At 56.4% G+C, this 20,892-nt stretch carries 18 protein-coding genes and 2 pseudogenes; 3 read left to right on the forward strand and 17 right to left on the reverse strand.

Annotated elements, in window-relative coordinates; genetic code table 11:
• Window positions 1-2: 2 nt before the first annotated feature.
• From AB3175_RS07765 to AB3175_RS07840, 16 genes and pseudogenes are all read right to left on the reverse strand, one after another.
• On the reverse strand, window positions 3-1,232 hold the full coding sequence (locus AB3175_RS07765) for a DUF3300 domain-containing protein (RefSeq protein WP_367360376.1): 1,230 nt from the start codon (window positions 1,230-1,232) through the stop codon (window positions 3-5).
• An 85-nt stretch (window positions 1,233-1,317) separates the two neighbouring features.
• Window positions 1,318-2,604 (reverse strand): ATP-dependent 6-phosphofructokinase, encoded by a 1,287-nt coding sequence (locus AB3175_RS07770; protein WP_367360377.1) that lies wholly within the window; start codon window positions 2,602-2,604, stop codon window positions 1,318-1,320.
• 21 nt (window positions 2,605-2,625) lie between these two features.
• Window positions 2,626-3,669, reverse strand: coding sequence for a class II fructose-bisphosphate aldolase (gene fbaA, locus AB3175_RS07775; protein WP_367360378.1), 1,044 nt, complete (start codon window positions 3,667-3,669; stop codon window positions 2,626-2,628).
• Window positions 3,670-3,684: 15 nt separating this feature from the next.
• Window positions 3,685-5,790, reverse strand: coding sequence for a glycogen debranching protein GlgX (gene glgX / locus AB3175_RS07780; protein WP_367360379.1), 2,106 nt, complete (start codon window positions 5,788-5,790; stop codon window positions 3,685-3,687).
• A gap of 54 nt (window positions 5,791-5,844) precedes the next feature.
• A complete protein-coding gene (locus AB3175_RS07785) occupies window positions 5,845-5,961 on the reverse strand; it encodes a glycogen/starch/alpha-glucan phosphorylase (RefSeq protein WP_367360380.1) in 117 nt (38 codons plus the stop codon).
• A complete protein-coding gene (locus tag AB3175_RS07790) occupies window positions 5,949-6,455 on the reverse strand; it encodes a glycogen/starch/alpha-glucan phosphorylase (protein WP_367360381.1) in 507 nt (168 codons plus the stop codon). Before AB3175_RS07790 ends, AB3175_RS07785 begins: the two co-directional genes overlap by 13 nt.
• A complete protein-coding gene (locus AB3175_RS07795) occupies window positions 6,379-6,789 on the reverse strand; it encodes a glycogen/starch/alpha-glucan phosphorylase (protein ID WP_367360466.1) in 411 nt (136 codons plus the stop codon). Before AB3175_RS07795 ends, AB3175_RS07790 begins: the two co-directional genes overlap by 77 nt.
• Window positions 6,671-7,456 (reverse strand): annotated as a pseudogene (locus tag AB3175_RS07800) (glycogen/starch/alpha-glucan phosphorylase). The gene AB3175_RS07795 and the pseudogene AB3175_RS07800 overlap by 119 nt, the downstream one beginning before the upstream one ends.
• A gap of 199 nt (window positions 7,457-7,655) precedes the next feature.
• Window positions 7,656-8,021, reverse strand: a complete 366-nt coding sequence (locus AB3175_RS07805; RefSeq protein WP_367360382.1) for a glycogen/starch/alpha-glucan phosphorylase — start codon at window positions 8,019-8,021, stop codon at window positions 7,656-7,658.
• Between the two features lie 23 nt (window positions 8,022-8,044).
• Entirely contained in the window at window positions 8,045-8,392 is a 348-nt protein-coding gene (locus AB3175_RS07810; protein ID WP_367360383.1) for a hypothetical protein, read from the reverse strand.
• A 357-nt stretch (window positions 8,393-8,749) separates the two neighbouring features.
• A complete protein-coding gene (locus AB3175_RS07815) occupies window positions 8,750-11,128 on the reverse strand; it encodes a sigma 54-interacting transcriptional regulator (protein WP_367360384.1) in 2,379 nt (792 codons plus the stop codon).
• A 341-nt stretch (window positions 11,129-11,469) separates the two neighbouring features.
• Window positions 11,470-11,793, reverse strand: a pseudogene (locus AB3175_RS07820) (exodeoxyribonuclease V subunit gamma).
• The gene (locus tag AB3175_RS07825; RefSeq protein ID WP_367360385.1) at window positions 11,768-11,968 is read right to left on the reverse strand and encodes a hypothetical protein; all 201 of its coding nucleotides are present in this window, start codon (window positions 11,966-11,968) and stop codon (window positions 11,768-11,770) included. Before AB3175_RS07825 ends, AB3175_RS07820 begins: the two are co-directional and overlap by 26 nt.
• Before the next feature lie 25 nt (window positions 11,969-11,993).
• The gene (locus AB3175_RS07830; RefSeq protein WP_367360386.1) at window positions 11,994-12,935 is read right to left on the reverse strand and encodes a radical SAM protein; all 942 of its coding nucleotides are present in this window, start codon (window positions 12,933-12,935) and stop codon (window positions 11,994-11,996) included.
• 437 nt (window positions 12,936-13,372) lie between these two features.
• On the reverse strand, window positions 13,373-14,887 hold the full coding sequence (locus tag AB3175_RS07835; RefSeq protein WP_367360387.1) for an alpha-amylase family glycosyl hydrolase: 1,515 nt from the start codon (window positions 14,885-14,887) through the stop codon (window positions 13,373-13,375).
• Between the two features lie 88 nt (window positions 14,888-14,975).
• Window positions 14,976-15,500 carry a DUF2939 domain-containing protein gene (locus AB3175_RS07840; RefSeq protein WP_367360388.1) on the reverse strand — a complete coding sequence of 175 codons (525 nt, stop codon included), beginning with the start codon at window positions 15,498-15,500 and terminating at the stop codon, window positions 14,976-14,978.
• 345 nt (window positions 15,501-15,845) lie between these two features.
• On the opposite strand from AB3175_RS07840, the gene AB3175_RS07845 reads away from it, so the two are divergent.
• Both AB3175_RS07845 and AB3175_RS07850 read left to right on the forward strand, forming a co-directional pair.
• On the forward strand, window positions 15,846-17,072 hold the full coding sequence (locus AB3175_RS07845) for an ammonium transporter (protein WP_367360467.1): 1,227 nt from the start codon (window positions 15,846-15,848) through the stop codon (window positions 17,070-17,072).
• Between the two features lie 60 nt (window positions 17,073-17,132).
• The gene (locus AB3175_RS07850; protein WP_367360389.1) at window positions 17,133-17,519 is read left to right on the forward strand and encodes a P-II family nitrogen regulator; all 387 of its coding nucleotides are present in this window, start codon (window positions 17,133-17,135) and stop codon (window positions 17,517-17,519) included.
• 62 nt (window positions 17,520-17,581) lie between these two features.
• Here AB3175_RS07850 and AB3175_RS07855 read toward each other — a convergent pair whose 3' ends face one another.
• Window positions 17,582-19,963, reverse strand: coding sequence for a heavy metal translocating P-type ATPase (locus AB3175_RS07855; protein ID WP_367360390.1), 2,382 nt, complete (start codon window positions 19,961-19,963; stop codon window positions 17,582-17,584).
• Between the two features lie 536 nt (window positions 19,964-20,499).
• Here AB3175_RS07855 and AB3175_RS07860 point away from each other — a divergent pair.
• Complete coding sequence (locus AB3175_RS07860; RefSeq protein ID WP_367360391.1) at window positions 20,500-20,832, forward strand: YkgJ family cysteine cluster protein; 333 nt, start codon at window positions 20,500-20,502, stop codon at window positions 20,830-20,832.
• Window positions 20,833-20,892 lie beyond the last annotated feature (60 nt).

Genomic DNA, 20,892 nt, shown 5'->3' on the forward strand with positions numbered 1-20,892 from the left:
TCTTACCTTCGACCGCCACGACCGCCACCGCGGCCACCGGAGAACCCCCCGCCGCTGCGCCCACCGGAGAATCCCTCGCCGCTGCGCCCACCGGAGAATCCCCCTCCACCGCCGCTTCGAGAGGCGGACATACTCTGACGACTGGAGCTTCCACGAGCACTGTCCGCTCTGGCCTCGCTTCCACCCCGATTCACCCCTTCAAAGGCGTTCGAAGACCTGGGCTGCTGCGTTGGCTGGGCTCCCCGCCCACCGGAGCCCTTGCCTGAGAGGTCCTGTCTGGCTGCACCTGATCTGCCGCTTGTATCGGGCGTCCGCCCTCTGAAATCTTTCCTGCTGTCGACCCCCGGCCTTGATTGACCGTATTTCTGCCTCGTGTTCTGGTCTCGATAAGAAACCCCCTTGCGATGGGCCGGGTTATGCTGCCATTTTCCCTGGCTCCCCTTGCCGCCCGTCATCTGGTTCTGATATTTGCTTCGATCAATGTTGCGGTTGATGTTGGCATTCCGATTGACGTCGATGTCCACATTTCCCCCGTGCCAGTCTGAATGGCCCCACGCATAACCCCAGGCAGCGCCGACGGCAGCGCCGGCCATGAAGGAAAAGGCGGCCGTTGTGGCAACATATCCCGGGGGATAGACGGGGTATGGCGGGTAGGACGGGTACGCCCAGGTTCCATACACGACGGTCGGGTTATAAGCCGGCACATAGACGACCTGCGGGCTGGCAGGCTCGATGATGATGACTTCCTGCTGGGTCTTGACGACCTGCTCACCGGTCGTTTTGAGATTGCCCGACGCCTGTGCCTGCGCTCGAAGTATCTGGATCGTCGCCATCACATCCCTCTGCTGGGAAAGGAAGGCGTCGCCCAGTTTCTGCGTCCACTCGAGCTTCTCACTCATCATCGACAGAACCTGGGGAAAGTTGACCAGGGACTTCACACTGGGGTCCCAGTTTTTCTGTTCCAGGGCACGGGTCAGGGAGTCGCCTTTCAGAGTTGCATTTGCCTTTGCGAACCGGTCCGCCTCGACTATTTCAAGGGGGTATGTAGAGCCCATGAGGATCTGAGTGAGGAGCGAATCGGGATAGAGGGCAATGGGCGCCAGGATCTGCTCCAGCTCTCCCTGCTTGTATCCCGGCGAAGCTCCGGATGCCTGAGCCCATCCGCTGACCGGCCATGTCAGCAGGAGTACAAGCAGCCAAACGACCTGTTGTATGAACCTCTTGTCTTTCACCTTTTTTCTCCTTTTCCGGTAAGGATTTTCCTGTTCAAAGCCGTACGGCCCTTCCACCCTCTCGGCGGGTCTTCTTCTCCCTTCCTCACATCATATCGGGCTGTCGAGTCACGGCCATCACACTGTTCCAAAGCATGCCCCGCGTGTCTATCTTCTTGCGCTGCGACACGGCCAGTTTGATGGGCACATGGGTGAACTGCTGGTTCCAGTAGCTCACCACCATGTTGGTCCGCCCGCTCATTCCGGCATGGACGGCACTCTGACCGAGGAGAAGGCAGAAAGCCGCATCACGGGGATTTGCCGGCATACTCCGGATGATGTAACTGGGATCGATGTACTTGAGATTGACCTCCAGGTTGGCCTGCTTGAAATAGTCCTTGATGGCATCCCGGAGAAAAACGCCGATGTCCCCGTATTTGACGTTTCCCGAGGCGTCCCGCTCCGCCGTCTTCTCCATCAGGCCCTGACCGGCCCCCTCGGCAACAACGATCACGGCATGGCCCTTCCGTTCCAGGCGCTGTCTCAGGGCTTCGCAAAAACCCTCGAGAGAAAAGGGCACTTCCGGCACAAGGCAGAAGTTCACGTGACTGTTCACAAGGACTGAATACGCGGCGATAAACCCAGAATCGCGGCCCATGAGCTTTACAAGGCCGATGCTGTTCCGCGCCGCATCCGCTTCGGTGGTGGCGGCGTAGGTTGCCCGGCGCGCCTCGGCAACCGCCGTTTCGAACCCGAAGGTCGTCTGGATATAGGAAATATCGTTGTCGATCGTCTTTGGAATGCCGATGACGCTGATCGGAAGACCCCGCCGGGCCGCTTCTTCGGAGATCTTCTGTGCCCCCCGCTGCGTCCCGTCTCCTCCGACGGTAAAGAGAATGCCGATTTTGAGGTCCTCAAGGGTGGAAACCATCTCGGAGGCGTCCTGCGGCCCCCGGGACGTACCCAGGATCGTTCCGCCGATTTCATGGATCCTGGCGACCGAATCCGATGTCAGTTCGAGCGGCGCGTGCCCATGCCGACTCACGAGGCCTTCGTACCCGTACCGGAACCCGTATACTTTCCGCACACCGTAATGATGATGAAGACTCAGCACAATCGAACGGATCACGTCGTTGAGACCGGGACATACCCCGCCGCAGGTCACAATGCCGCAGGCAATTTGCGACGGGTCGAAAAAGATCTTTTCCCTTGGCCCGGCGGTTTCCATCGCGGGCGGACGGATTCCTTTTTCAAGCCATGGGTTCATCTCTTCAAAACGCGAAAAATAAAGGACATGCCCATCATCGTCCATAAATCGGATTCCCCGCACCGGGGAAGGGATGCGGCACTCTCCCAGCCGCTCTATCGAAAAATCGAGCTCATAATTCTCCATCCGGACCTCCTGTCGTCACTTTCAACCCTGGGAAGGGTCTTTTTTCATCAGCGTCGTACCGACACTCCGAAGTTGCGTAACCGCCTCCTTGACCCGCTTCGCCATGGCGTCTTCGGCCATGGCCAGGTAGGCCCGCGGGTCGTAGACTTTCTTATCGCCCACCTCGCCGTCCACTTTCAGGGCGCCGCTGTAATTCCGGAACAGGTGATCGGCGATGGCGCGCGTATAGGCATACTGCGTGTCCGTATCGATGTTCATCTTGACGACCCCGTAATTGAGGGCGGCATGAATATCCTCGATCGTCGATCCCGAGCCGCCGTGGAAGACCAGATAGAAACGGGCCTCCTCGCCGTAGGCCTTTACAACCGCGTCCTGGCAATCCTTCAGAATGGAAGGTTTCAATTGAACATGTCCCGGCTTATAGACTCCGTGAACATTGCCGAAGGTTGCCGCGAGCAGGTACCGTGCACCGGTAATCGCATTCAACCGGCGGGCGACCTCGAGGGTGTCCTCCGGAGTGGTATACAGCTTGGCATCGGCGCTGGCCTTGATTCCATCCTCCTCTCCGCCCACGACCCCCGCTTCGATTTCGAGAACCAGGTCACTCTTCCGGAAACGGTCGAGGAGTTTCACCGCAATATCCAGATTTTCTTTCAGAGGAAGGGCGCTTCCATCGAACATATGAGCGGTGAAGAGATTGGGTTTTCCCGCTGCACGCCTTTTTTCGGTCTCCTCTACCAGGGGGATCACGAATTTATCGAGATTGCCCGCCGTGCAGTGGTCCGTATTCAAGGCCACATAAATGGGATAGCGATCCGCGACTCGGTGCACATGTTCGGCAATCGAGATGGCACCGAGGGCCATGTCCTTCACAGCGGAACCCGAGGCAAAGGCGGCTCCGCCCGTGGAAACCTGGATGATTCCGTCACTTCCGCACTCGGCAAGGCCTTTCAGAACCGCATTGGCCGTGGTCAGCGAGGTCACGTTGATGGCGGGATAAGCGAAGGAATTCTTCCGGGCCCTTTCGAGCATTTCACAAAAAATCTCATAGCTGGCTACTGGCATAAACTCCCTCCTTTTCTATGTTGTCATGGTGGTTTCAGGATTAAGGGCTCTGGTTATCAGAAGCACGATCGACCTGGGCCGCACTTCATAGGTATGACCTTCGACAGGGAGGGCCTGCGGCCAGGTGAGGATATCATCGGGACCGTCCAGATAGGTATCGATGCACCGTCTCCAGGGCTCGTAAGCATCTCCCCTGAATGGGATCTCGAAGGAAAGGGTTTCCCAATAGGCATTGATCATGATGGAAAGCAAAAGAATGTTTCCCGGAACAGTGACCGTTGCCGCGATGGCATGGGACTCATAACCCCAGTCCGGCGCATTGAGCCCGACCCCGTGCCAGAAAACAGGCTGGTTGTGAAGCAGTTTGTTCAGCGTGATATTCAGCCGTTCCGTAGGAAATTCCCGATTCCTGCGCACGTTAATCAGCATTTTCGCAAAACGATGGATATCTGCATGCTTGATGGCCAGTTCCCAGTTCATCCAACTGATTTCGTTGTCCTGACAGAAGGCATTGTTGTTTCCGTTTTGACTGCGCCGCATCTCGTCGCCCATGAGCAGCATGGGCGTACCGACCGACAGGAGGGCAAGGGTGAGAAAATTTTTCACCTGGCGGTTTCTCAGGCGCTCAATCTCCGGGTCATCGGTGGGTCCTTCAACTCCGCAGTTCCAGCTGAGGTTGTCCTCCGATCCGTCACGGTTTTGCTGGTTGTTTCCTTCATTATGCTTGGTATTGTAGGAAACGAGATCATTCAGGGTAAAGCCGTCATGGCAGGTGACGAAATTAATGCTCTGTTCCGGCTCCCGTTCTTCGTGGCCGTACATATCCGGACTGCCGAGCAGCCGTTGTGCGACAGCCCATACCCTGCCATTATCGCCCTTCAGGAAGGCCCGAATATCGTCGCGAAACCGTCCGTTCCACTCTTTCCAACTGTCGCCGATAAAGGTGCCCACCTGATAGAGGCCTGCCGCATCCCAGGCCTCGGCGATCATTTTGACATTCGCCAGGATCGGATCGGATTCAATGTCCCAGAGAATGGGCGGGGAAGGCATGGGATGGCCGCTTTTGTCCCGGGAAAGGATGGAGGCCAGATCGAAGCGAAAACCGTCGATATGCATCTCGCGAACCCAGTAATGGAGACTGTCTAGAATCAATCGCCGGCAGATAGGCTCATTCGTATTCATGGTGTTGCCGCAACCGGTATAATCGCTGTACCTGGATTTGTCCGATTCAAGGATGTAATACTCTTCGTTGGACAGACCTCGAAAACAGAAGGTCGGGCCGTCGGCTCCAATCTCGGCGGTATGATTGTAGACGACATCCAGAAGGACCTCGATCCCGGCGCGGTGAAGGGCCTTTACCATGTCCCGGAACTCGTCCAGTGCGCCCAACGGATCCAGGCGCGAGCTGTAACCAGGATGAGGGGCGAAAAAGGAGATCGGAGAATAACCCCAGTAATTGCACAAGCCAGGGGGACCATCCTGCTCGTCAAAGGCGAATACGGGCAGCAGTTCAACGGCAGAGACCCCGAGGTCACACAGATAGGGAATTTTTTCTACCAGTCCCGCGTAGGTGCCGCTTCTGGCGGAAGCGATCCCTGAACTGGGATGCTTTGTAAATCCCCCGACATGCAGCTCGTAGATGATCGTCTTGGCGAATGGTGTCCTCAAAGGGGCATCGCCCTCCCAGTCATAGGAACGGATGTCTGCAACGACGCTTTTTATGGCCGTTGCTGCATTGTCCCCAGGTTTGCACGCGGCAGTGCGGCTGTAACCGGCTGGAAGGTCAATGCACCTGCCGTAAGGGTCGAGCAGTACCTTATCCGGGTCAAAGCGAAGCCCCCGCTCCGGGTTGAACGGACCGGTCACTCGATAGGCATAAAGCTGTCCCGCGGAGATCCCGGGCACAAGGACATGCCAGTAGTGGTAGGTGCGATTGGCCCGTCGATCCAGTTCGATAACCCGGGATGGTTTCGGGGCATCGACAGAATCGAAGAGAAGCAACTGTACCGCCTCACTCCCTTTGGAAAAGACGCTGAAGTTCACGCCGTCCCGAAAGACCGTGGCGCCGAGGGGATAGCTCCTGCCGCAGCCGGGGGGCGGTTCTTTCTTCGTACGGCTCATCTGGTCTCTCCTTTCCCTTGAATATATCTGATAGGGCGTTTCAGCTTTTTCTTATTACTTTTTCGGTATAGACACCGGGCACGGTTTTACTCCCCAGATGTCCGCCGCATATTCTGCAATCGTCCGATCGCTTGAGAACTTCCCGGAGCCGGCAATGTTCAGGATGGCCATGCGCGCCCATCCCTGTGGATTCCTGTATAGTTCACAGAGCCGCCGGTCTGCTTCGGGAGGTAGGAGGCAAGGTCGGCCAGGTGCCGATAGAAATCCCCGTTTTTCGGCGAGTGCCTCGCCAATCGGCCTGAAGACCCCGGTTCATATCGGCTGAAGGCGTCCGAAGCGATCAAGTCCAGGGCTGCACGGGTTTCCGGCTCATTCTCATAGTGCCACCAGGGGTCATACCAGCCCCTGCTGCCGACGACATGATCCGCCGTCAGACCAAAGAAGAAGAAGTTCTCCTCGCCTGCCTCCTCGGCCATTTCGATCGTTGCACCATCGCGTGTCCCCAGGGTCAGGGCTCCGTTCATCATAAATTTCATGTTGCTCGTCCCGCTGGCTTCATAACCCGCCGTCGATATCTGGTTTGAAACATCACTGGCGGGAATCAACCGCTCTTGCGAGAGAAACGCAGTAATCGGGCAGGAACACCACCTTGAGTCGTCCCGCAACGGCCGGATCCCCGTCGATCGTTCCGGCGAGATTGTTTATCAACTTGATGATCAGCTTGGCCAGGCGGTAGGCCGGCGCCGCCTTGCCGGCGAAGAAGAACGTCCGGGGCAGAAGATCGAGGCCGGGGTCATCCCGCAGGCGATGGTAAAGCACGATGATCCGCAGGACATTGAGCAGTTGCCGCTTGTACTCGTGGATGCGCTTGACCTGACAATCAAAGAGGGTCTCCGGGTCCACTGTCTGGCCCGTCGTGGCCTTGAGCCAATCGGCAAAGGCCGACTTGGCCTCGCCCTTGGCCCTCAGGAAAGCCTCCCTGAAAGCCCCGGTTTTCAGCCAAGGGCTGAAGCTTCCTCAGTTGACCAAGGTCGGTGATCCAGCCATCGCCGATGGCCTCTGTAATGATCCGGGAAAGGGCGGGGTTCGCCAGGTGCAGCCAGCGTCGCGGCGTGACTCCATTGGTCTTGTTGTTGAAGCGTTCGGGAAATATCTCAGCCAGGTCCTGACCGTGATTGTGCGCAGCAGGTTTCGAGTGGATAGCGGCGACCCCATTGGTGCTGTGGGAGCCGACGATGGCCGGCGTTGGCCATGTGATTTTTCCGCCCCGCCCTTCTTTGACGAGACGAGGTGCTCACCTGGGCAATCCGTTCCTCGTCGCCGGGAAAGCGCTCAACCTCATCAAGAAACCGGCGGTTGATCTCGTAGGATGATCTCCAGAAGGCGGGGCCGCAAAATCGAACCAGGCGACCGGCCATTTTTCCAATGCTTCAGGCAGAAGGGTGTGGTTGGTGTAGGCAAGCGTCCTTTGGGTAAGGTCCCAGGCCTGTTCCCATTCCAATTGTTCTTCATCAAGGAGGATCCGCATCAGCTCGGGCACGGCGAGCGAGGATGCGTGTCGTTCATTTGAATGGCACCTCGCGGGAGTTGGTTCCAATCGGCATTTCCGCGCCGGAAGCACCACGAGGTCAGCCAGTGAGCAGGCGACGAGAAAGTATTCCTGCATGAACGCAGCCCCCGTCCCAAGCTCGTGGAGTCATCGGGATAAAGCACCCCAGCCGGGGATCGGCCTGCCAATGCCCGCAAGGGCCGCAACGAAATCACCGCCGCTGAACTCCGCAAAATCGAAGTAATTGGGTACAGCCGTCGACCAGAGACGGAGTGTATTGATGGTCTTGCCGCCGAATCCCACGATGGGGCGGTGGTCAAAGGGGATACCCTTCCAGCAGGCTGGACGGTTGGCCGGGGATCACACGCAGGCTTCCGCCGGACAGCTCGAAGGAAGCGTTGAGCTTCACCTCCACGGCCTCGTAGAGCCGTTCGACCTCCCAGGGATCAGGTCTCCGGAGCCAGTTGGTTGTTCCTCCTGCCAGCCATCCTTGATGGACTGGACGGAAAATGCCGTATTCATAACGAAGACCGTAGCCCATGGCGGGGAGCTGCATCGTGGCCAGAGAGTCGAGAAAGCAAGCCGCCAGGCGCCCGAGTCCCCCATTGCCGAGACCGGCATCGGGCTCCCGTTCGAGAAATTCGATGGGGTCGATTTTCTTCTTTTCAACGAGTTGCTTCACAATAGGATTCAGTAAGAGATTGGTTAGGTTATTGGACAGGAGCGGCCTATGAGGAACTCCATGGACAAATAATAGACTCTTTTTGGATTTTTCCGCTCGTACGTCGCTTCTGTCTCCACCCAACGCTGGGAGAGGACATCCCGCACCGACCGGGCAGCGGCCTCAATACGTTCGCGGGAACCAGCGGATTTGAGAGAAGACACGTTATCGAAAATGAGGTGTCGTTCGTAAAGCCCGTCTTCACTGGTGAACGGAATCGGGCCGCAGCCGTACTGTCTCAGGAGATCGGCAAGACTTCCGGATTCTTCCGTTTCCCGGGCAGGTTCACTTTTTCTGCCGTTTTTTGACTCATCCTTTTTGTCTGTACTCATCCTGATCTCTCCAGAAGATGTTTTTCCCCTTGACCTGCGATTGCATGATCGGACCGCGGGTTGGAACGGATCATAGTTCGATGGCCGATTTCGATGGCGGTGTTGTACCCCATTAAGAAACTTGTTATTTCAGGAGTTCGGGCCGCATGGTCGTCTTTAGATTTTCGGTTTCTACGTTTCACTCAGTCCAAAAAGCATTCCTGAAGACGACCGGTTGGTCATATGAGGACAACAACCTGATATTACGTTATAATATTGTGTTTATCGTGGAATTTTGGCTGCTATGGATGATGACATTCCCTCAATATTTTGCGGATCTGCAGGATATTGAGGGCTTTTATTGTGGGGATTCGATCATCAGGGTCGCTTGAGGCCGAGCTTCTTGATCCGGAATCGAAGGGTACTTGGATGAAGTCCAAGGAATGCAGCGGCTCCCCCCTTCCCTTCGATTTTCCACCTCGTTTCTTTTAAGACTTTTTGAATATGCTCCCGGGCCATTGCGTCAAACTCTTTGAGCACCTCTTCCTCCCTTTTCACGGAGGCAGGCTCGAACGGATCGGTCAGTTGAAAGTCAGGTTCCATGCTGGTGATGAGGGCCCTTTCTATGACATGCTCCAACTCCCTCACATTTCCGGGCCAGGAGTACTCTGAGAGTCTGTCAATGACACCCTTTGAAATCGTATCAAATCGTTTGCCCAGTTTACGGGAGTACTTGTCGATAAAATACCGGGCAAGCTCCGGAATATCCTCGATCCGCATCCTCAGGGGCGGAAGCGTGACGGGAAAGGTGTTCAGCCGATAATAGAGATCCTCGCGAAACCGCCTGTTTCGCATTTCTTGCTTCAGATCCCGGCTTGTCGAGGCGATGACCCTCACATCCACCTTGACCGTCCTTGGTGAACCAAGGCGTTCGAACTCCCCATCCTGCAGCACCCTCAGGAGCTTTGCCTGGAGTTCGAGAGGCAGCTCGCCGATTTCGTCGAGGAAGATCGTTCCACCGTCCGCCACCTCGAAGCGGCCGATCTGTCTGGCATGAGCGCCCGTAAAGGCGCCCTTCTCCCGTCCAAAGAGCTCGCTCTCGATGAGGTTTGCCGGGAGGGCGGCACAGTTTACCGTAACCATCGGTTTATCCCTGCGGACACTCATTTCATGGATGGCATTGGCGACCATGCCCTTGCCGACGCCGGTCTCACCGAGGATCAGAACGGTGGCGTCGGTTGGGGCGACCTGATTGGCCCGAAAGAGGACATACTGAAGGGTGGAACTGCTTCCGATCATCTTGCAGAAGCCCAGTTCCGTAATTCTCTCCTCTCGGAGATAGATGTTCTCCTTCTCCAGTCGAATCCTCAGCTTCTCAATCTCCGCCAGCTGCTCCCGGAGTTTGTTTTCCATTGACTTCCGTTCCGTAATGTCCTGACCGAACACCGATATTCCAAACACTCTGCCCTCGTTGCTGAGGATGTTGAAATTCAATCGAAGAATCCGATCGTCCGCGGAAACCGGATATTCTATCGTGAAAGATCCTTCCTCCAGCACCCGCAAATAGAATGAATGCCATTTCTGTTGTAAAACTTCCTCGGCTGGAAAGAGATCTTCAGGACTCATGCCCATTTCAATGGGAAATCCGCGCTTATGGAGGAAATATTCAGAAAGCGCCCGATTGAAGGTCAGAAGGCCAAAGCGCTCCGAATCGACCGACCAGATCATGTCGGATGTACTGTTGATCAAAGTATCGTGCAAAGCCTCTGACCATTTCATCTGCAACTCTGCCTGCTTTCTCTCGGTGATGTCCATGGACACGCCCATCAGACGCAAGGGATGTTCTTGTGTGCCGCCGTAAGGTCGTCCGCGTGTCACGATCCAGCGGACCTTTCCATCGGGTTTTTGGACACGATATTCGACGTGCAGGAATTTATGCTTTTCCATACTTTGATGGACCAGCTCAAGAACCCTGTCGCGGTCGCCAGGATGAAGGGCCTGCCTGAATCGCGCTAAATTCAGCTCCTCGTCAGGGGTAAATCCGAACAAATTTCTGAGAATGAGCGTCGCCCATACGGAACCTGTATCCTTGTCCAGCATCCAGAGGCCTGCTTCCGCCGCCGAGGTCGCAAGATTCAGACGCTCTTCACTTTCCTGCAGGGCTTTCTGGGCTTTATTCCGTTCCAGGGCATTGACGAATATTTCTCCCAGCAGCCTAAGCCGCGGGACCAATTCCTCCGGCCAGATTCGCTCACGCTTCACCGAGTTAATGGCGAGAATGTGATTAATGGGTTCACCGAACATAATGGGAATGTTCAGATTGGATCGGATACCCCAACTCATCCAGGTCTTTTTGTCAATCTCGGCTTCAACCGGCAAATCCTCTATCTTTGAAAAAGAAAGGACTTCTCGCTTAAAAACCAGCTTTTCATAAGCCCATGGATTGATTGCGATAGGGAGTTCCGAACCAAGAGGAACGGAAGGCACACCCGCAACGGCAACCGAATGGGTGATCCTCCACGATTTCTTGTCCGGAAGCGTTTGAAGCAGGGCAAAACGGTCCACCTTGAAGAATTCCAGAACTTCCGTCATGGCCTCATGGATTTCCTCATCGACCCGTTCGATGGGCGGATAAATGAATCGCGCTGAAAGTGAAGAGAGCAGCTCTTCAAAAAGCAACCGTTCTCTCAGGCTTCGCTCAGCCTGTTTCCTCTTCTTGATCTCAGTGTTCAGTCTTGCGCTGGCGTCTGCAAGCATCTGTATCTTGAGCTCCTGCTTTTGCTTATTGGGGCTTTCCTGCCCTTCCAGGGGTCTCCAAAGACACCCAAGTTTTTAATTGAGCAATAAGAAATGGAATCCAGCCATCCCTGGGCGGGGAATGGCTGTTTTGGTTCGGAAAAATATGGCTTTATAGCCGGAGGAATCATTCCTCGTTCTTTCTTCGAGGAAACGATCCCGGAATATACCGGTTAATTGACGAGGATTATTATATCGTTTTTGATGTGTTAAGCAAGAATCCAATTTGTGTTCGCTGTACCCAGCGATTGGAGCTCGAAACGGGGCAGTGAAGAAGAGGAAGGCAGCAGATGGAAAATCCTTCAGGCAGCCGTCTCCGGATCAAAAAAAGTCTTCGCTTTCCTTTCCGGCAGGACCGCTTTAAATAACTGGGCAATGCTATGTCTTGGGAAGGAAAAAAGGACATCGGCGCAGATCCCATGGTAAGTGGCCAGCTACATGGAAAGCAACCGCTCCATTCCCCTGCTCTCAACGACAATGATCTCCGGCGTCAGCGGCGAGACAAGCGGCCTGTCCACCACGTCGGCCAGCTTTTCCGCGAGGATTTCCATGCGGTTGCTTACATAGAGATTCAGGCCGCGCATGGACGCTGCTCCCCCTTCAAGATCCCTCCCCTTTTTCCTCATCGTTCACGGCCCTGTCCTCCGGTTCATCCGTTTCGAAGAGTTCGGACAGATCCCCGAGATATCGGCACAGGGGAATGCGCTCGAACAACTGTTCCTCTGGAACATAGAGGGTGTGGGGAAATCCCTCTTCCGGGGCCTTGCCGTTCTTTTTCGGGGGGTTGGAATGTTCAGCCATGGATTTTCCTCCTGGTGGACGCGGCTCATTTCAGAAAAATCGACCATCCCGCCTTCAGCGATCCCGGGTGAAGGTCCAGGGCGCCGGACGCTTCCGAGACGGGAGAAAAACCGCACTCTCGACAATTGATCCGACCCCGGCTCTTGACATAGCAGCCCTTTGTAATGGTGCCGTCGGGATCGACATTGATGAGGATATCATCGTGGCAGCGCCAGCTGTTCCGGATCATGGCCCTCAGGCGGCCGGGGGAGTTGAGGATGGGAAATCCCTGCCTCTTCAGTGCGATCACCTCCTCCAGGGTTTCCTTCCGCTCTTTGTCGGACAAGGCCAGGGGCGCTTCTCCCTGGCCGTAAGGGTAGAAGAGCTGCAGCGTCATGCCGCGGAAGGCCGGTATCTCCCTCAATTGATTCAGCAGCGGCCGGATATCATTCCGGTTCTCGCGGTTGATCGTGAAATGGACGAAGAGGCGCGGATGTCGCGAGGCGCGAAGATTCGACCAGACTCTGTCGAAAGAGCCGGAACGGAGGCGGTCATGGGCTTCCTTCAAGCCGTCCACGCTGACCCACAGAACGTCCGCCGGAACATCCAGCGCAACGGTCCCGTTGGTGGTTACGGCGACACGGGCAAAGAGCCGCCGGGCGTATTCCACCAGGTCATGGAAGCTGTAGCTGCCATCCCGCCACAGGAGCGGCTCCCCTCCTTCAAAGACGACGATCAGTGCCCCGAAACGCTTCAGGGCATCCAGGCAGGCCAGGGCCGTCTCCCGGCTCATGCTGGCCCGCTCTTCTTCGGCCCTGCGATGAAACGGACAGCCAAGACAGGAGAGATTGCAGCGATAGGTTACTTTGAAGCTGGCCAGAAGGGGAATCCTCTGGCCGAAGAGTCTGCGCCGAAGGAAAAAAAGGGGGAAAGGAACCGTACGGCGCAAAATCGTCCCGAAAGAACTTCCCCACGGGGGCTGCGACATCCGGACGTCCGAAAACTTGGTAGAACCTCTGTTCATTCGCTTAAAGAATGGTGTTTTTTTCTGAATATCCCCGATGAGATCCCCTCTGGAGCCGCCGGTCTCCGCGCCAATGCCACGGCGTTTCGCGATCCTTCCGATCTCCTGGATTCTCCCGGCTTCTCTCCCTCACTCGGCTCTTCAGGCAGGAAAGCGCTCTCTTCCTTTCTCCGGCTGGAGGCAACACCCGAGGGACATTCCGACCGTTGGTCATTGCCCTGCAACTTATCGGGTTCACGTTGAAGTGTCAATAGAGCATTTCTGGTTCCGCAGCCGCCCGGGCTGCAACGGACTGTCTCCGCCGTCCCTTTACGGAGCCTGCATGCCCGGCGGCATGTCTGCCGCTGGCTCCGGACATCTATCGAAGTCCGGCCCCCTCTGGCCACGGGAAAGGAAGCCGGCTACTCCTCAGCCGGCGTCAGAATGACCCCGGACTTTCCGCCCAGCAGGAGGCTCAGCCGCCCCTCACGGATGGAATAGGAAGGACCGCCCAGCAGAGATACCAAATGGGCATCCGCCAGTTTCTCCTTGATTCTCCGAGGCAGATTCGGATTGTTTCCGATATCGACGGCGATATCCGACGGCATGTCCAGCCATCCGTTGTGAAATCCGGCGATGATGATGTTTTCGCCGATGTATCTCAGGAAAACCAGCAGAAAATAGTCCACATACAGGCAGACGAAATGGCCGGCTGAGAGGGCGTCGTTTGTCCGTCGAATCCGGATCATGTTCCGGGTATGGTCGTAGATTTCCTTTTCGAAGGGATAGGCTTCCTTCACCTCATAGTCCTTATCCAGTTTCCCCCAGGGGAAGTCCCTCCGATTATCGGGATCTGAACGGCCTTCAAGGCCCAATTCCGTTCCGTAGTAAATCTGCGGGATGCCCCGTATGGCGAACAGAAAAGTCAGGGAGAGTTTCATGACATCCGTCGCCTTGCGATAGTCGCCCATCTGAGCATCAAGGATGCTCGTCATGAACCTCGCGCTGAGGTCATGATTGTCCAGAAGGGTCACAAGCTGGTTGTGGTTGGTGTAGGACAGGTCGCGCTCCAGGATGCCTGTACCGAGATTGTAGGGAGAAACGAAATCGGTCATGGCATGATCGTAGACGAAGACATTTGTCATGGCCTGCTGCAGCGGAAAATCGAAGAGCTGGTCGATGGCGTCGAATTTCTGGTACTGGGACAGGGCGTCGATATCAAAAACGAGGACTTCACCCAGGAGGGTCACTTCGGGAAACTGACCCTTGACCTGCGTCTTGAAGTAGGTCCAGAAGTTTCGCTCCACATGCCTGACCGTGTCCATGCGGATTCCGTCGATTCCCGTTTCCCGTATCCAGGAAAGAATGCTCTGCGCATGATAATCGCACACATCGGGAGAATCCAGGTCCATGTCCGGAAGGCCCGACAACTGCCCCTCCGTTACGCTGGATTCCAGGCTGATGTTCATCCTGTTGAACCAGGAGGGTCCGATGGGGGTGGGATTGCCGGAAGAGCCGTTGATGCCGGGATGCCGATATCCCGTATGATTGACGACGATATCCAGAATGACCTTGATTCCGCTGGCGTGAAGCCGGTCGACGAGATCCTTGAGATAGCACTTGCTCCCCTCGGGGTAACGGCCGTTGTCGATGTAAAGGAACGGGTTGACGGCGTTGAAATCCAGCGCCCAATATCCGTGATACCCATGGGAATGTTCGAGATCAATCTGCCGGTAAACCGGCGTGATCCACAAAGCCGTTATTCCCAGCTTCTTCAGGTAGGGAATTTTTTCAACAATCCCGTCAAAATTTCCGCCATGATAACACTGCGGATTGGACTTGTCGATCTTCTCCCGAAGCTCCGGCCTTGGGTTCTCGACCCCATGAAACCGGTCTGTCAGAACAAAATAGATGACATCTTTACGGTTAATGGCCACAAATTCCTCCCGAACAAAAAATGTCTCCCGTCAGGCTGAGTCAATTTATTAAAGGGTTCTGTTGCGTATCCCGGGCAACTCATCCGTTTCAAGGCAGGATGATATTGCTGAGCTTCCACGACAGTCCGCTGCGCGACAGGATCAACCGGATTTCCCTGTTTTTGTCGTCTTTTGTCGTCACGGAAAACGTGTCGAGGTTCTCGTAACGGCAGGAGGCATTCTTTAGAACTCCGCCCTTTGATTCCCCCGCCCCCGGAGAAGAATCCCGGGTTGAACGTTCTCTCCGCTGCTCCCCCTGAACGAGCGTTTTCAGGCCGGCGGGCGTTACCAGGGAGTCAACCGCGTCATTCGCCATTTTGGAGACCAGCCTGTTCGCCGCTTTGGCGACGGGGTTTTCGCTTGAAGAGGGCGTTTCTCCACTTTGAATATGAGAATGGAGCTGTGCCTTGAGGTTTGCTCTCAAGGCCGGAAAATCCACGTATTTTGAAATTTTCTCCGGATCGGACTGCTCAACGCCGCTCTTGATCATGTACAGCGTAAGATACGGAGCGACCGCGGCATAAAGTCCCGCCGCTAAAACGATCAACAGGATCCAACCAGCGATTTTTTTCATATCTGCTGCTCTCCTTCCCTTCAGCCGGAACGACCAAGGATGATGTGCCGCCGGAAGGATGATTTCCCCCTCACCATGCCTCATTCTTACAAAGATCCCTTACCATAAGGGTAAAGATCTTCGGATGCAACGATTAAACGCACCCGGGATTCAGGGCTGCGCGGTCCCAGATCAACAAAAAGCGCTTACGAATGGGACAATTATGTTGAATGCTCCTGGAATTGTCACAATTCCGTTACGTTCTCCCGGGATCACAATGGATCATTCCAACGATATTACAGGATATTTTCCTGTGGAAGGATTATTGCCATGATGGGGAGCCATTTACACAGACGGAGGTTTATGATGCTCAGTACGATCAATGCCGGCGATACGGCCTGGATCCTGGTTTGTTGCTCCCTGGTGCTGTTGATGACGCCGGCCCTCGCCTTTTTTTACGGGGGGATGGTCCGCAGAAAAAATGTTCTTTCCACGCTGACCCTCAGTTACATATTTCTGTCTCTCATCGGTCTGCAGTGGATCGTTTTCGGCTATTCCCTCGCCTTTGGCCCGGATATCAACGGGCTGATCGGGGGGCTTGATTTTGTCGGCTTTCTGGGAGTCGGCGCCCAGCCCAACGACGATTACTGCAAAACCATCCCCCACGGGCTGTTTGCCGCTTTTCAAATGATGTTTGCCGTCATTACCCCGGCTCTGATTACCGGCGCCTTCGTGGAGCGGATCAAGTTCAAGAGCTTTCTGCTCTTCAGCCTGCTGTGGGCCACTCTGATCTATGACCCCCTGTGTCACTGGGTCTGGGGCCAGGGCGGCTGGCTGAAAACCATGGGCGTTCTGGACTTCGCCGGAGGGACGGTGGTTCACATTGCCGCCGGCTTTTCGGCACTGGCCTTTGCCATCGTCATCGGACCCCGCAAGGGATTCGGCAACGGCTCCCTGGAACCCAACAATATTCCCCTGACGGTCCTGGGGGCTGGACTGCTGTGGGTGGGGTGGTTCGGCTTCAACGCCGGCAGCGCCCTGGCGGCCAATGGTGTGGCCGTCAACGCCCTGCTTACGACGAACACATCGGCGGCAACCGCCGGTCTCGTCTGGATGTTTCTTTCCTGGCTGGACGGGAGGCCAAGCACCCTGGGAATCGTAACGGGGATGGTCGTCGGGCTTGCGGCGGTTACGCCGGCTTCCGGCTATATCACACCGCTGGCCTCCATCGCCGTGGGGGCCGTGGCCGCCCCCCTGTCCTATTACGCCATGCGCTTCCGGGACCGGCGCAGACTCGACGAGTCCCTGGATGTGTGGGCCTGCCACGGTATGGCCAGCACCTGGGGGATGATCGCTACCGGACTGTTCGCTACCGTTGCCGTGAACGTGGACGGCCGGAACGGCCTATTCTTCGGAAATCCGGAACAGATCGGCGTTCAGCTTCTGGCCGTTGTCGTCACCATCGTCTTTTCCTTCGGAATGACCTACCTGCTGGCCAGGATCCTTCACGCCAGCATCGGGCTGCGCGTATCCCCCATGGCCGAAGAAGTCGGCCTGGACATCAGTTCCCACGGGGAACGCTCCTATTCGTAACGCCTATGTTTCACTTCGAGGAGATCCATAACCCTATTTCTTGAACCTGGAGAGATCAGCATGCTGAGAAAAATCGAAGCCATTATCCGTGAAGATAAAGTAAACGACGTCAAGGCGGCCCTGTCCGAAATCGGCATCGTTGGATTGAACATGTTCGAAGTCCGGGGACAGGGCCGCCAGGGGGGAATAAAGCTGGTCGGCCGGGCAGGGACTTATCAGGTCAATTTGCTTCCCAAGATCCAGGTCAACATCGTTTTAAGCGACCGTAACCTGGAAGCGGCGATCGATGCCATCCTCCATTCGGCTCATACGGGTGAGCCGGGAGACGGCCTCATTTTTATCTATCCCGTGGACGAGGCGATTCGTGTCCGGACCCGGGAGCGGGGCCAGGATGCCATGGTCTATCCCGGCGACATCGATGCCAGAAAAGGGAAGGCAAAAGCCTGAGATATCAGCCTCTCCAATCGATTGAATTTCTCCCGGCGGGGGGAACGGAGTGGAATGGCTCTTCAGCGCCTTTCTTCCCGACGCCCGTCCCGAAGCAGCCTCATGGCGTTGAGGGTCACCAGGAGGGAGCTTCCCATATCGCCCACCACCGCCAGCCAGAGGGTCAGCCATCCGGGAAAAACCAGGAGAAGGATCGCCCCTTTGATGACCAGTGCGGCAAAAATGTTCTGTTTTATGATGCGCAGGGTCCGTCGGCTCAATTCCACCGCGTAGGATAGCTTCGTCAGGTCGTCCGCCATCAGGGCGATATCCGCGGTTTCAAGGGCGGCGTCGGTTCCGGCCGTTCCCATGGCGATTCCCACCGTGGAGACGGCCATGGCGGGCGCATCGTTTACTCCATCTCCCACCATGGCCACTTTCCGGTATCGGGCCAGCAGATCGTTCATGGCCTCCATCTTGTCCTCAGGAAGCAGATCGGCCCGGAACTCATCCACCCCGGCCTGGGCGGCCACGACCCTGGCCGTGCTCTCATGGTCTCCCGTCAGCATGATCGTTTTTCGAATTCCGATCTTCCGAAGATCCTCCAGAGCCTGTCGGCTGTTCTCCCTCAATACGTCCGCCACGGCGATCAGGCCCAGGATGCTGGCCCCTTCGCCAAGGATCACAACCGTCTTTCCTTCGTTCTGGAGCCCGGCGATACCCTTTTCCATCTCTTCGAGATCCCAGCCTCTCTCCAGAAAAAACCGGGCGTTGCCGATGGAATAGGATGTTCCATCCACCGTTCCCACGGCGCCCCGGCCGGGAACGGAATCAAAATCGGTCATCGACGGTATGCTGAGGCCTTTTTCCCGGGCATTCCGGTAAATCGCCTCGCCCAGGGGATGTTCGGAACGGCATTCAATGGCCGCCGCGATGGCCAGAATCTCCTCTTCGGAATGGCCGGCGGCCGGAAGGACATCGGTCACCCGGGGTTTTCCGGCGGTCAGGGTTCCCGTCTTGTCAAAGGCCATCACGGTCAGGGACCCCATCTCTTCAAGATAAGCGCCCCCTTTGATCAGAACGCCCCTTCTCGCAGCGCTGCCGATGGCGGAGACGACGGAAACAGGGGTGGAAATCACCAGAGCGCAGGGGCAGGCGACCAGCAGCATCGCCATGGCCTCATAGAACCACTTGGAGAAGGGCTCCCCGAAAACCAAGGTCGGGAGAGTTGCGACGAGAAAAGCGCCAACGAGAACCGCAGGGGTATAAAACCGGGCGAACTTTTCGATCAACTGCTGGGAAGGGGCCCGCCGCGCCTGCGCCCTTTCAACCATCCCGATGATCCGCGACAGGGTGTTGTCCCCTGCCGATCGGGTGACATGGACTTCCAGGGCCCCCCGCTCGTTGATGGTTCCGGCAAAGACCTCGTCGCCCACGGCTTTTTCCACGGGTAGAGATTCGCCGGTAATCGGCGCCTGGTTCACCGTGGAGACTCCTGCCGCCACCAGCCCATCCATGGCGATCCTTTCCCCGGGGCGGATGATCATCACATCACCGATCCGGATCTCTTCCAGCGGGAGGGTTGTTTCGGCCCCCCTGCGGCGGATCAGGGCTTCAGCAGGGGACAGGTCCATCAGGGAGCGGATGGCGTTCCTGGTTTTGTCCAGTGTATACCCCTGCAGGGCGTTTCCCAGGGAGAAGAGAAAGACCACCGTCGCCGCTTCCTCAAACTGGCGAAGGGCCGCAGCGCCGATGACAGCGGTCATCATCAGGACGTTCATGTCCAGTTCGCGGGCGTTGACCAGCACCGATATCCCGTTTCGCAGCGGCAGAAAACCGCCCAGAGCGATTCCGGCTGCAAAGAAGGCCGTGGCTGTGCCGCCCGGCGCACCTGCAATTCCCGAAATAAAACCCGACATCAGCATGACGAGGGAAACGGCCGTCGGCAGGATATAGATGTTGGTTTTCCAGAAGGGCAACGCCTCGCGGCTCTTCAACGGCTGGTCAATGCGTCCGGGATACCCCATCCTTTCCAGGGTAGCCAGGATGTCCGAAACAGGCCCCCGATGAACCACATGCGCCTTCGAAGAGCTGAAATCCACATCCGCCCTTTCCACGCCGGGGATCCCGCGGATTCCCTTTTCGAGCCTGGCGGCGCAGTCCACACAGTCCAATCCGAAGATTCGAAAGGTGGATTCCCGCCCTTCAAAGGCGCCTCTCTCCTCTGCCGTCGCATCGTACCCGAGCGCCCTTACCTTCCGGAGGATGATTTCATCCTCGAGACCCGCCTCATCAAGGTGCACACTGAGCCGTCCCTGAGGAAAGGCGACCGCAGCGGAAACGACTCCGGGGACCCTCCTGACCGCCTTCTCCAGTTTGGCGGCGCAGTCCGCGCAGTCCAGTCCCGTGACCTGAAAGGTCCGGGAAGACGCCCATTCCTTCTTTTCCTCGCAACGCTCTCTCATGAATCCCGCGTACCCTCCAGGGAGATCTCTTTCGCCGGCCGTCTGCAGCCCTGTATCTTCATCCTTTCACCATAGAAGACGGTCTTTGGGGAAGCTGATGCGCATGTCCTGAGATCCGCCTTTTATGAAGTATTCCTGTTTTTAGAAGTCTTGTCAATGACGGCCTGAACCTGTGCGTCATCCTGTGACATCCTGATTCGATCCTGCGACGGAAATCGGCTATAAGGTCCGGTCCGCGCATGATCCCGACCGGAATACCTCTGATGAATCCCCTTCCCTGGTTTGCTGATCATGCCGGATTGTTCCGTGTAAAAAGATCTGCCATAGGGCTTGACGAGTCCGGAAACTTGTGAGACAAGGAGATCAAACGTCAGAGATGTTGGGAGGCGCTCTGTCTGTTCCTGTCATATCAACTCCCCGGATGGGCGTTGGCCATCCGTGATGCCCTGGTGTTCTCAAAAAAACGTCATCGTGTTTCGGAATGCAATTCTGCACGGTTCTCGCCTGTCCGGGAAAACGGATCCAAGGAGAGAACTATGGAATCGACAGTGCAGATCATCTGCAAACAGTGCGGCACCTGCTGCCTGGCCAACGTAAACTGCTATGTGACGGACGAGGATCTCGAGCGATGGAAGAGGGAAGGCAGGGATGACGTTCTTCACATCATCGAGCATGAGCACGCCATGTGGGTCGGGGATCACCTGGTTTCATCGCTGGACGGACATTACCTGCACGGATGCTCTTTTCTGATGTGGGACGGCAGTCACTATGCCTGCTCCATTTATGAAACAAGACCATCGGTGTGCCGGAAGTACCAGCCGGGATCATCGGAGATCTGCCCGCAGTTTCGTGAAATCCATGATGTTTGACCCGTCTCGAATCTCGCAATAACTGCCTTCAACATTCGACCTCGTCATCAACAGGGGGGG

This window comes from Syntrophus sp. (in: bacteria), from assembly GCF_040768185.1.
In the GTDB taxonomy this organism is placed as follows: domain Bacteria; phylum Desulfobacterota; class Syntrophia; order Syntrophales; family Syntrophaceae; genus Syntrophus; species Syntrophus buswellii.

Excerpts from the sequence above, each read along its gene's own strand:
- AB3175_RS07770 (WP_367360377.1), bottom strand. The coding sequence starts at position 2,604 with ATGGAGAATTATGAGCTCGATTTTTCGATAGAGCGGCTGGGAGAGTGC.
- fbaA (WP_367360378.1), bottom strand. The coding sequence starts at position 3,669 with ATGCCAGTAGCCAGCTATGAGATTTTTTGTGAAATGCTCGAAAGGGCC.
- glgX (WP_367360379.1), bottom strand. The coding sequence starts at position 5,790 with ATGAGCCGTACGAAGAAAGAACCGCCCCCCGGCTGCGGCAGGAGCTAT.
- AB3175_RS07785 (WP_367360380.1), bottom strand. The coding sequence starts at position 5,961 with ATGGCCATCCTGAACATTGCCGGCTCCGGGAAGTTCTCAAGCGATCGG.
- AB3175_RS07810 (WP_367360383.1), bottom strand. The coding sequence starts at position 8,392 with ATGAGTACAGACAAAAAGGATGAGTCAAAAAACGGCAGAAAAAGTGAA.
- AB3175_RS07815 (WP_367360384.1), bottom strand. The coding sequence starts at position 11,128 with ATGCTTGCAGACGCCAGCGCAAGACTGAACACTGAGATCAAGAAGAGG.
- AB3175_RS07825 (WP_367360385.1), bottom strand. The coding sequence starts at position 11,968 with ATGGCTGAACATTCCAACCCCCCGAAAAAGAACGGCAAGGCCCCGGAA.
- AB3175_RS07830 (WP_367360386.1), bottom strand. The coding sequence starts at position 12,935 with ATGTCGCAGCCCCCGTGGGGAAGTTCTTTCGGGACGATTTTGCGCCGT.
- AB3175_RS07840 (WP_367360388.1), bottom strand. The coding sequence starts at position 15,500 with ATGAAAAAAATCGCTGGTTGGATCCTGTTGATCGTTTTAGCGGCGGGA.
- AB3175_RS07845 (WP_367360467.1), top strand. The coding sequence starts at position 15,846 with ATGCTCAGTACGATCAATGCCGGCGATACGGCCTGGATCCTGGTTTGT.
- AB3175_RS07850 (WP_367360389.1), top strand. The coding sequence starts at position 17,133 with ATGCTGAGAAAAATCGAAGCCATTATCCGTGAAGATAAAGTAAACGAC.
- AB3175_RS07855 (WP_367360390.1), bottom strand. The coding sequence starts at position 19,963 with ATGAGAGAGCGTTGCGAGGAAAAGAAGGAATGGGCGTCTTCCCGGACC.
- AB3175_RS07860 (WP_367360391.1), top strand. The coding sequence starts at position 20,500 with ATGGAATCGACAGTGCAGATCATCTGCAAACAGTGCGGCACCTGCTGC.